This is a genomic window from Acidocella aquatica (assembly GCF_030160635.1).
GTDB classification, from domain to species: Bacteria; Pseudomonadota; Alphaproteobacteria; order Acetobacterales; family Acetobacteraceae; genus Acidocella; species Acidocella aquatica.
The window spans coordinates 1-11,180 of the sequence record NZ_BSOS01000059.1 but is presented as its reverse complement, the minus strand read 5'-3'; the positions used below and the strand labels follow the sequence as shown (position 1 = coordinate 11,180).

9 protein-coding genes are annotated in these 11,180 nt (G+C 62.4%); 5 read left to right on the top strand and 4 right to left on the bottom strand.

The features are described 5' to 3' along the window. Nucleotides 1-276 precede the first annotated feature (276 nt). Nucleotides 277-1,059, top strand: a complete 783-nt coding sequence (locus tag QQJ84_RS09320; protein WP_284257890.1) for a TIM barrel protein — start codon at nt 277-279, stop codon at nt 1,057-1,059. A gap of 355 nt (nt 1,060-1,414) precedes the next feature. Here the strand turns inward: QQJ84_RS09320 and QQJ84_RS09315 are convergent, their stop codons facing one another. From QQJ84_RS09315 to QQJ84_RS09300, 4 genes are all read right to left on the bottom strand, one after another. Further along, the gene (locus tag QQJ84_RS09315; RefSeq protein ID WP_284257889.1) at nt 1,415-2,536 is read right to left on the bottom strand and encodes a Gfo/Idh/MocA family protein; all 1,122 of its coding nucleotides are present in this window, start codon (nt 2,534-2,536) and stop codon (nt 1,415-1,417) included. A gap of 91 nt (nt 2,537-2,627) precedes the next feature. After that, complete coding sequence (locus QQJ84_RS09310) at nt 2,628-3,605, bottom strand: hydroxyacid dehydrogenase (RefSeq protein WP_284257888.1); 978 nt, start codon at nt 3,603-3,605, stop codon at nt 2,628-2,630. A 1-nt stretch (nt 3,606) separates the two neighbouring features. Then, entirely contained in the window at nt 3,607-4,428 is an 822-nt protein-coding gene (locus tag QQJ84_RS09305; RefSeq protein ID WP_284257887.1) for an HpcH/HpaI aldolase family protein, read from the bottom strand. 12 nt (nt 4,429-4,440) lie between these two features. Continuing rightward, nucleotides 4,441-5,877 carry an NAD-dependent succinate-semialdehyde dehydrogenase gene (locus QQJ84_RS09300; RefSeq protein ID WP_284257886.1) on the bottom strand — a complete coding sequence of 479 codons (1,437 nt, stop codon included), beginning with the start codon at nt 5,875-5,877 and terminating at the stop codon, nt 4,441-4,443. Nucleotides 5,878-6,209: 332 nt separating this feature from the next. Between QQJ84_RS09300 and QQJ84_RS09295 the strand changes: the two genes are divergently transcribed. The 4 genes from QQJ84_RS09295 to QQJ84_RS09280 all read left to right on the top strand — a co-directional run bounded on the left by QQJ84_RS09295 (nt 6,210) and on the right by QQJ84_RS09280 (nt 10,896). Further along, nucleotides 6,210-7,172, top strand: coding sequence for a MurR/RpiR family transcriptional regulator (locus QQJ84_RS09295; RefSeq protein ID WP_284257885.1), 963 nt, complete (start codon nt 6,210-6,212; stop codon nt 7,170-7,172). Between the two features lie 114 nt (nt 7,173-7,286). Further along, nucleotides 7,287-9,128: a 3D-(3,5/4)-trihydroxycyclohexane-1,2-dione acylhydrolase (decyclizing) gene (gene iolD, locus QQJ84_RS09290; protein WP_284257884.1), complete on the top strand. Its 1,842-nt coding sequence runs from the start codon at nt 7,287-7,289 to the stop codon at nt 9,126-9,128. Nucleotides 9,129-9,175: 47 nt separating this feature from the next. Then, nucleotides 9,176-10,090, top strand: a complete 915-nt coding sequence (iolE, locus tag QQJ84_RS09285; protein ID WP_284257883.1) for a myo-inosose-2 dehydratase — start codon at nt 9,176-9,178, stop codon at nt 10,088-10,090. Further along, nucleotides 10,084-10,896: an SDR family oxidoreductase gene (locus tag QQJ84_RS09280; protein ID WP_284257891.1), complete on the top strand. Its 813-nt coding sequence runs from the start codon at nt 10,084-10,086 to the stop codon at nt 10,894-10,896. The genes iolE and QQJ84_RS09280 overlap by 7 nt, the downstream gene beginning before the upstream one ends. Nucleotides 10,897-11,180 lie beyond the last annotated feature (284 nt).

Genomic DNA, 11,180 nt, shown 5'->3' with positions numbered 1-11,180 from the left:
CGAGGACCTCATGTTCCACATGGCAGGCGGAGGCGACCTCGAAGCTCTGAAACATGAACTCGGGCGGGTGCAGTAATCGCGGCTGATTTCTGCTGCGATTATGCTGCGGCGGCAGGGGAGCCGGCGGTGAAGATACGCTGGCTGCCTTGTTTTTTTGATAGGCGCGCTTTTGCCCCATATGGGCTGCACAGGTTCAAATGAAGGGCGGCGCTGACCCCATGCAGGCGGCGGCAACGCTTATTTTCCTCAACCGGCAAGTTTTTTACGGATTTTGCAATGACATCTCAATTTACATTAGCCGTTTGCGCGGAGATGATATTCCGTGACCGTCCCATCGAGGTTCGCGCCCGTGATCTGGCGGCGCGAGGCTTTGAGGTTGAGATTTGGGATTGGACGCGCCACGACATCAAGGCACTTGCCGCGACGGGCGCCACCTTTTCTTCGATGACGGGCTATGTCACCGGCCGCTTGGCCGATGACGAGGGTGCGGCGGAGTTGTTGCGTACGGCCAGGCTTTCCATCCCCGTGGCCAAGGAGCTGGGCATTCCGCGCCTCAACCTGCATGGCACCGGCCTGGATCAGCGGGGCCTGCCGGTTACGCCGGCGCACGAGATAACAGGTGCGATGTGGCTCAAGGCGCATGACACGTTGAACCGCATCGCGGACCTCGGCGAGGCTGAAGGCGTGACGTTCGTGCTGGAAAATCTGAATGCTCCGGTTGATCATCCGGGTGTGCCGTTCGGCCGCGCGGCTGATTGTCTGGCGCTGGTCAGTGCGGTGAACCGGCCAGGTGTGCGCCTGATGCTTGATCTTTATCATGCACAGATCGGCGAGGGTAATCTGATTGAGCTTTGCCGCGCGGCGCTACCCTGGATCGGTGAGATTCAAGTGGCCGATGTGCCTGGCCGCTGTCAGCCGGGTACGGGCGAGATCAACTATCCAGCAATTGCCAAGGCGCTTGCCGGGATGGCGTATAGTGGCTCCATCGGCATGGAAGCATTTGCGCTGGGCGATGAGGAGCAGGCGCTGGCTCAGTTCCGTGAGGCTTTTACGCTCTAACACTCCAGTTGAATTTCTGAAATTAGCGCGCTCGTTTGAGGTTCGCTCGACCGAGCGAGCCGAAAGCGTGAACCTCCCTCAGAAAAGTTTCGTGTTTGCAGGCGCAATTTCACGCGTTTGGTTTGAGCGCTCCGCGCCAGTGTGAACCCATCGCGCTAAACGCACATTGCTCCCTCCAGAAGAATTCACTCGGCGGAAAATTTGCGCCGAGCAAGCTTCTGGGGGAGGCAACGGATTACCTGCGCGGACGGGTAGAGCGTGATTGCCCCACGTCGATCACGTTCTAACTTATGTTTTACGATCAATTTCATTAGTTTAGCTTGAATCGGGTGACTCAAGCTAAACTAATATTGATCTAGGTGATATCGATCCAGCTCTTTGCGGCGGAAGATGCAATTGCCGCGTCGATCACTTTCTGAATTTCCCAGGCCTCGCGAAAATCAGGTCCCTGGTGTTCACCACCATTTATGGCGCTCAGGAACTCGGCCATTTCGATTGTCTTGAGATCGTTGAAGCCAAGCTGGTGGCCCGGGGCGACGCAGAATAGCCCGTAGGGCGGGTGTGCCGGGCCGGTTTCGATGCGTACGAAGCCGGAATTGCGCGCGCTGGCGGCAGAGCGATAATGCAACATTTCGTTCAGCCGTTCCTGCGTGAAGATCAGCGACCCTTTGGAGCCGGTTAGCTCAAACCCCAACTGCATCTTACGGCCGGTGGCGACCCAGTTGGCTTCGATGGTGCCGCCGCAGCCACGCGCGAAGCGGACAGTCAGGCGGGCAATGTCATCCACCAGCACGTCGCGCCGTTCGCTAGCCCCTGCGGCCACCGGGCGCGTTTTTATCACGGTTTCCAAATCCGCGTTGACGGCGCTGATCGGCCCTAGCAGAAACCGCGCCATGCCGGCGATATGGCTGCCCAGATCGGCCACCGCGCCCCCTCCGCCGGAGGGATCGACGCGCCAATTATAGGGAACCTGCGAATCCGCCATGTAATCCTCGGCATGGATGCCGCGGAAGCCGGTGATCTCGCCCAGTTCGCCAGCGGAGACCATTTCGCGCGCCAGTTTGAGCAGTGGATTCTTAATGTAGTTATAGCCAACCTGCGTTACGCAGCCAGCGGCTTGCGCTGCCTCCATCATGGCGTGCGCGTCGGCCGCATTCGGGGCGATCGGCTTTTCGCAATGCACATGCTTGCCCGCCGCGATGGCGGCCAGCGCCATTTCACGGTGCATGACATTGGGGGTGGTGATAGAGATCACCTCGATTGATGGATCATCCAGCAGGCTATGCCAATCGGCGCTCCAGCGCTGGAAGCCGAACTGGGCGGCCATGGCTTCGGCTGCCGGAATGTTGATGTCGCTCACCGCCCGAAGAATGGAACGGGGACAATCAGGGAAAATGCTGGACGCGGCGCGATAGGCGATCGCGTGTGTTTTACCCATGAAGCCTGTGCCGATCAGCCCGATGCCGATTTCACGCATTGTTATTATTCCTAACTATCAAATGTTGATGACGCATCCCGGCGCACGCGTATTTCGTCACCGGTGTTCTCTAACCAAAATCATGAACGCCTCATGGCGTGACGCTGGCCGTGGCGTCCGCGCGGTTGACCACGACCGCCGGGTCAAGCTGCCCGGCGAAGAAATCAAGGATGTTGCGCACCGCCATGGTGGACATGCGCATCGCGCATTCCTTAGTCAGCCCCGCCGCATGCGGGGTGAGGATGACATTGGCATTGCGGAGCAGCGGATGGCTGGGGGGGAGCGGCTCCACCTCGAATACATCCAGCGCCGCGCCGGCAAGCTGGCCCGCATCCAGAGCGGCGGCGAGCGCGGCTTCGTCAATCACGCCGCCGCGCGCGGTGTTGATGACGATGGCGCTGGGCTTCATCAGCGCCAGTTCCGCGGCCCCGACGGGCGCCTTGCCCCCGGCAAGCGGGATATGGACGGAGAGGATATCAGCGCGCGCCAGGGCCTCGTGTAAATCCGCGGCCGGCACGGCGCCTGCCTCGCGGATGGCGGCGGGGCTGGTGAACGGGTCATGCACCTCGATGCGCAGGCCAAACGGCGCGGCGCGCTGGGCAACTGCGCGGCCGATGCGCCCGAAGCCGAGCAGCAGCAATGTCTTGCTGGCCAGATCCATCGCGCTCTGGCTGTCGCGGTAGCGCCAGTTGCCGGCGCGTGTTTCGCGGTCATAGTCGATCACCCGTTTTGCCAGGGACAGCATCAGCATCAGCGTATGTTCCGCCACGGAGGCGGAATTGGCATCTCCCACGACGCAGAGCGGGATATGGCGGCGGTTGAGGGCCTGCACATCCACGTTGTCATACCCGACCCCGTGGCGGGACAGGATTTTCAGGTTCCGGGCCTTGTCCAGCAGGGAGCCGGGGAGGGTCTGCGTTCGAATAAGGATGGCGTCGGTTGTCTCCAGCAGCGGCAGGATGGCTGGCGCGGCGAGGTCGTCCGCCATGTCAAACGTCACGCCCGGCGCCGCGCGGAGGAGGTCGAGACCCGCCTGGTGGATTTTTCCTCCAATGAGGACATGCGGCATCTCAGTACCCTCCGCTGGAAGAGGCATCGGCCGCAGCGGCACTGGCGGCGCCGGCCAGCCTGCGCGTGGTTTCAACGCTGTTGCGCGCGGCATCCGTGAGCAGCCGGACATCGTTGCTGATGGTGACGAGATCAAACCCCCAGCCGATGGCCTTGGCGGCATAGGCCGGCGTGCCGTTATGCAGGCAGGCGCGCACGCCCGCCTGGTGCGCCTTGCGCAGGATGGTTTGGATGGCCTCGATCATCTCCGGCTCTTCCCGGTCGAAACCGGTGCGGTAGCGCCGCCCGGTGATGCCAAGCGTGAGGTCGGCCGGGCCGATATAGACGCCATCAAGCCCGGGGGTGGAGAGAATCTCATCCGCATTGGCGAAGGCTTCGGCGGTTTCAATCATCGCGAGGCAGATGACCTCCTGGTCGGCATGGGTGCCGTAATCCGCGCCGGCGGAGAGGTTTGCGCGGGTGGGGCCGAAGCTGCGCACGCCGTTGGGCGGATAGCGGACATAGGAGACAAGCCGCTCCGCTTCCGCGCGGTTATTGATCATGGGGCAGATCACGCCATAGGCGCCGGCATCCAGCACCTTCATGATGGCGGCGGGGTCGAGCCAGGGCACGCGCGCCATGGGGGTGACGCCGCTGGCGCGCATGGCCTGCAGCATCATCGTCGCCATCTCATAGCCGACCAGCCCGTGCTGGAGATCGATGGTGAGGCAATCATAGCCCTGCGCGGCCATGATCTCGGCGCTGAAGGGGCAGGCGATGGAGAGCCAGCCATTGAGCACTGGCTCGTTGGCAGCCCATTTGCGGAGAATATTATTGGGAATCATGCAAACCTCCCTTCAGAGCGCGACATGTGCGAGCTTGACGTTGAGGAACTCCAGAATACCCTCGCTACCGCCTTCGCGGCCCGTACCGCTTTCCTTGATGCCGCCGAACGGAGCTTCCGCAGCGCTGAGCGCGAAACTGTTGACACCGACCATGCCCGCTTCCATCCGCGCCACCGCCTCGCGCACGCGCGCGGGGCTTTTGGTGAACACATAGGCGGCCAGCCCAAAGCTACTATCATTGGCGCGGTGATAAACCTCTTCGTCGCTGGCGAAGGGGGTTATGGCGGCGATCGGGCCGAAATTCTCATCAGCCAGCGCCTTGGCATCGTCTGGCAGGCCAGAGATCACGGTCGGGGAGAAGAAATAGCCATTGGACTCCATCTGCGGCGGGCTGCCGCCGGTCTCGATGCGCCCGCCGCGGCGCTGTGCATCCGCCACGACCTCGGCAATGGCGCTGACGCGGCGCGGGTTGATGAGCGGGCCCATCTGGGTCGCCTCATCGAGCCCATGGCCAAGCCGCAACGCGCGCGCCCGGGCCACGAAGCCGGAGACGAAGCGCCCGTGCAGGGATTCATGCACATAGAAGCGGTCCGGCGCCACGCAGACCTGCCCGGCATTGGCGAATTTGGCGGGCACCGCGAGGTCCAGCGCGGCTTCCATATCCGCATCCTCGAACACGACCATCGGCGCATTGCCGCCCAGCTCCATGCTGGTGCGTTTCACCGTATCGGCGGCGTCGTGCAACATTTGCCGGCCGATGGCGGTGGAGCCGGTCAGAGTCACCTTGCGCACGGCAGGCGAGGCGACCAGCGGCGCATAGGTGGTGGCGACGGGGCCAACCAGAAGGTTGACGACGCCCTTGGGCAATCCGGCTTCGCGCAGGCAGTCGATCATCACCATCGCCGTGCCGGGAACCTCGCTGGAGGGGCGGAGAATCACGGCGCATCCGGCGGCGAGCGCGGGGGCGAGCTTGCGGGCCGCCAGAACGGCCGGAAAATTCCATGCCGTGAACGCCGCGACGATGCCCACCGGCTCGTGCAGCACCTCAATGCGCCCGCCAGGGGCGCGGCTCTCCACGATGCGGCCATAAATGCGCCGGGCCTCCTCGCCAAACCAGCGGAACTGATCGGCCGACATCGTCCATTCCCGCCGCGCCTGGGCCAGCGGCTTGCCGGATTCCAGGGTGATCATACGGGCGGCTTCCTCGGTCCGCGCGCGCATCACATCGGCCGCATGGTGCAGAAAATCAGCCCGGGTCCACGCGGGGGTGGCGCGCCAGAGCGCAAGGCCCCGGCCAGCGGAAGCCAGCGCCTCCCCGGCATCCGCCAGGCTGGCGCCCGGCACATCGCCAAGACCGGCACCCGTGCCGGGGTCCACCACCTCAATCCGCTCGCCCTGGCCCACGCCGAGCCAGACACCATCGATAAACAAGCCGTAATTCTGATACATCAGAGCATTTCCCCGCGTTATTCCTTGGCCGTGATTGCAATGATCTTTGCAGAACCTGGGCGGGCCGCTATAACCGCAAAATCTGCGCTGGGTTGGACCGGGTTTCCTCTGCCTGCCCGCCACGTGCGGAACATGGGCCGAAGCAACAGCAAATCAGCGAGGGGTCGATCCTGCCATGGTTATTAGGTTTCCGTCCGCCACTGGCGTCTGAACGTCAGGGGTGCTACAAAAATAATTGCATTGATTTTAATATTGCAAAAAAATTTCCGAAACACAAGCGCTGATTTGCGCGGGGTAAAAATCGTCACGGGCGGGTATATGTGGCGGGATACATGAGAAGAGGGGCGGACATGGGGCGTGGCGCGTTGGAAAATGGCAAGGTATTGCCAAAAAATTATGAGGGCGTGGTCAATCTGATCAGCGCGGAGTATCCGCGGCTCTCCGCCGGATTTCAAAAAATCGCGCGTTATGTCACCCAGAACCCAAATGTCGTGGCGCTCGAATCGATCAGTGAAATCGCCTTGAAATGCGACACTCATCCTTCGAGCCTCGTACGTTTCGCGCAGGAATTCGGCTATTCAGGCTTCAAGGAAATGCAGCTCGTCTTCCAGACCCGGCTGGCGACGGCGGCGCCCGGCTTCCGTGAGCGGGTGAGGGCGCTCGACAGTGAATTGTCGCGCAACACCAACTCTGGGAATCTGGGGCATTTGCGCGGCCTGGTGGTGCGTGACATCGCGGCCTTGCAGGAGCTTTTGGAGAACATGCCGGAGGAGTCGCTGACCGAAGCCGCGAAGCTGCTCACCAAAACGGACACGATTTATATTGCCGGGCAGCTGCGCTCCGAACCGATTGCCTCCTTGTTCCGCTATCTGCTGACCATGCTGCACCGCCGCGTGGTGTTGCTGGACCCGGCGGGCGGGCTCTCGCAGGAGATGGCGGAAACAATCAGCGCGCGCGATGTGCTGGTGGCCATCTCCTTCCGGCACTACGCGCAGGAGGTGGTGGCGATCGCCGAACTTGCGGCGGGCCGCTCCGTGCCGATCATCGCGATCACCGACAGCCAGCTTTCGCCTTTGGCCAAGGATGCGACGGTGCTCTTTACCATCCCTGAGGATGAATACAGTTTTTCGCGCTCACTCGCGGCGCCGGTCTGCCTGGTGCAATGCCTGGCCGTGGCGGCGGCGGCGATTTTGCAGCATAGCAGGGAGGAGGCGCCCCGGATTCCCACGGTTACGGAGATTATCCGCAACCGCAAGGGCGCCGCCGTGCGCCCCAAGCGCACGCCGCGGCCGTAAGGGGTAAAAAAATTCTGCAATAATACTTGCTGAATTTTTTATTCTGCAATAATGTTTTCCTCGACCCCGCGAAGGGGACCGGCACCAAGACACCGGCAAATGGGAGGAAAGCGGATGACCGCAGTACGTTGCACCATGGCGCAAGCCCTGGTTCGTTATTTGTGCAATCAGTTCACCATCGTTGATGGCGCGCGCGTGCCGCTGTTCCCCGGTGTGTTCGCGATTTTCGGCCACGGCAACGTGACCTGCCTCTCCGAGGCGCTGGAAGCGGTGCAGGACACGCTGCCAACCTGGCGCGGGCAAAATGAGCAATCCATGGCGCTGGCGGCGATCGGCTTTGCCAAATCCGTGCAGCGGCGCCAGATCATGGTCGCGGCGTCCTCCATCGGGCCGGGAGCGCTGAACATGGTGACCGCGGCCGGCGTGGCGCACGCCAACCGTTTGCCGGTGCTGCTGCTGGCGGGCGATACGTTCATCAACCGCCGCCCCGACCCGGTGATGCAGCAGGTTGAGCATTACGATAACCCGACCACCAATGTGAATGACGCCTTCAAGGCCGTGACACGCTATTGGGACCGGATCGTGCATCCCGAACAGATCATCTCCTCGCTGCCGCAGGCGGTGGCGACAATGCTGGACCCGGCCGACTGCGGCCCGGCCTTCATCGGCCTGCCGCAGGATGTGCAGGAAATGGCCTGGGATTATCCCGAAGCCTTCTTCGCCGAGACCGTGCATGACATCCCCCGGCCGCGGCCCGACCGTGGCCGCCTGAACGAGGCGGTGCGGATGCTCAAGGCCGCCAAGCGGCCACTTATCATCGCCGGGGGTGGCGTGCGCTACTCCGGCGCCGGGCAGGTTGTGGCGGCGTTCGCGCTGGAGCACGGCATTCCGCTTTGCGAGACCATCGCCGGCAAGGGCGGTGTCACGCATGATCATCCGGCGCATGCCGGGCCGATCGGGATCGTCGGCTCCACCTCGGCGAATGCCCTGGCCGCGCAGGCGGATGTGGTGCTGGCCATCGGCACCCGGCTGATGGACTTCACCACCGGCTCCTGGACCTGCTTCGCGCCGGACGCGAAGTTCATTTCCATCAACGCGGCGCGCTGGGATGCGGCGAAGCACCGCGCGCTACCCGTGGTGGGCGATGCGCGCGAGAGCGTGGAGGAATTGAGCGCGGCCGTGGCGGGCTGGCGGGCGGATGCCAGCTGGACGCAGCACGGGCGCGAGGAATTCGCGAAATGGAACGCATTGCTTGACGGTTATCAAAAACCATCCAACGAGCCGGTGCCGACCTACGCGCAGGTGGTGGGCGTGGTGAACCGGCATGCCGGCGAGCGAGACCTGCTGATCGCCGCGGCGGGCGGCATTCCGGGCGAGGTGATGAAAAACTGGCGTGTGAAGGCGCCGAATTCGTTCGATTGCGAATTCGGCTTCTCCTGCATGGGCTATGAGATCGCCGCCGGCTGGGGTGCCGCGATGGCCGACCCAACCCGCACGCCGATCGTGATGATCGGTGATGGCACCTACATGATGATGAACTCCGATATTTATTCCTCCGTCCTCTCGGGGCATAAGTTCATTCTCATTGTCTGCGATAATGGCGGCTATGCCGTCATCAACCGGCTGCAGAACGCCAAGGGCGGCGCGTCATTCAACAACCTGCTCAAGGATTGCCGGGTGAAGGAGGCGTTTGGCGTCAATTTCACGCAACATGCCCAAAGCATGGGCGCGCTGACCCGCCATGTTGAAAGCCTGGCCGATCTGGGCGAGGCCGTGGAATGGGCCAAGACGACGGATCGCACAACGGTCATCACCATTGTCTCCGACGCCTTCGCCTGGACGCCAGGCGACGCCTGGTGGGATGTCGGCGTGCCGGCCGTGAGCGCGCGCGAAAGCGTACGCGAGGCAGCCGCGGCCCAGCAGGAAGGCCGCAAGAAACAGCGCGTCGGCGTCTAAACGCACCGGCGCCATCATCAAGAGCCTCATCACGAAGGAGATGGCAAATGCAGGCCAAGTTGGGAATTGCACCGATTGCATGGTCAAATGACGATCTGCCCGAGCTGGGCGGTAATACGACGCTCGAGACATGCCTGAGCGAAGCGCGGGCCGCCGGATTCGCGGGCGTGGAGACGGGTGGAAAATTCCCGAAGACCGCCGCGGAACTTGGGCCGAAACTCAAGGCGCATGAGCTTAATCTGGTTTCGGGCTGGTATAGCGGCACGGTGCTCGACGCGCCGGACGATCTGGCCGCGGAGAAGGAACAGGTGGCAGGCCAGCTCGCCATGTTCCGTGAACTGGGCGCCTCCTGCCTTGTTTACGGCGAAACCGCAGGCACGCTGCAAAACCGCCGCGCGGCGCCGCTGGCGCTGCGCCGCCGCCTCTGGGAAGACGAAATCAAAACCTATGGCCGCCGGCTGACACGCTTCGCCGAGCATTGCGCGGCGCAGGGCGTGCCCCTGGCCTTTCATCACCATATGGCCACGGCGATCGAGAGCGAGCGCGATATCGATTTGTTAATGCAACATACCGGTGAAGCCGTCGGCCTGCTTTATGATACCGGCCATCTCCGTTTCGCGGGCGCGGATTTGTTCAATGTTCTAAAAAATCATGGCAAGCGCATCAATCATGTCCATGCCAAGGACATCCGCGCCGCAGTAGTGGACGGGCTGGACCGGGAGCGGCAATCTTTTCTTGATGCGGTTCTGGCGGGCGCCTTCACCGTTCCGGGAGACGGATCAATCGATTTCGGCCCGGTAGCCAGACGGCTGGCGGATATCGGTTACGAGGGCTGGTTCGTCGTTGAGGCGGAGCAGGATCCGGCCAAGGCGCCACCAGCGGAATTTGCGAAAATCGGCTACCGGGCACTGAGCCGGGCGCTGAAGGACGCTGGCTACAGCATAGAAGGAGAGACATCATGAAACAGATGGCCGGCAAGATTGCAATCATCACCGGCGGCACGCAGGGGCTGGGTGCCGCCATCGCGCGGCTGTTCGCCGAACGAGGCGCGCAAGGGCTGGTGATCTGCGGCCGCTCCCGCGGCAAGGGCGAGGCGCAGGCTGCGAAGATCAAAACGGAAACCGGCGTGGAGGTGCGCTTCGTGGCCGCCGATCTCGCCAATGTCGAGGACTGCCGGACCGTGGTAGCGCAGGCCGATGCCGCATTCGGCCGGGTGGATGTGCTGGTGAATGCCGCGGCGGTGACGGATCGGGGAACGATCCTCGATACCTCGCCGGAATTGTTCGACCATATGTTCGCAGTCAATGTCCGCGCCCCCTTTTTCCTGATGCAGGAAGCGCTGAAGATCATGAAGCGCGAAAAGACCGAAGGCGCCATCGTAAACATTTGCTCCATGTCCGCTCTGGCCGGGCAGCCGTTCATCTCGGCCTATTGCGCCTCCAAGGGCGCCCTGGCGACCCTGACGCGCAACACCGCCTATGCGGTTCTGCGTAACCGGATCAAGGTGAATGCGCTCAATATCGGCTGGATGGCGACGGAAGGCGAAGACCAGATCCAGATGAAATATCATGGCGGCAACCCGAATTGGCGCGCCGAGGCCGAGGCCGGACAGCCGTTCGGCCGGCTGCTGGATCCGCTTGAGGTGGCGCGGGCCGTAGCCTTTCTCTCCAGCGCGGAATCCGGCCTGATGACTGGGTCGGTGGTGAATTTCGACCAATCAATCTGGGGCGCGTATGACGAGTCTCCGGCACCGGCCGCCGCACTTTAAGAACCGGCGTGGCGGCGCCGCGCGATAATGAAAAAATTCTGAATATTCCATAAGAATCACAAAAAAATTGTTTTGAAATAATCCGCATGGTGTGGATTTTGTTAGGGGGAAAAATGAACGTAACGAAGAAACTTTCTGTCAGTGCATTTGCTGTTGGCGCTGTATTGTCTGGTGTTGGCATGTTTGCGGCACCTGTTTGCGCCATGGCGGCGGCGCCATCGTACACATTTGCGATGATCACGCACGCGCAGCCTGGCGACACGTTCTGGGATATCATCCGCAAG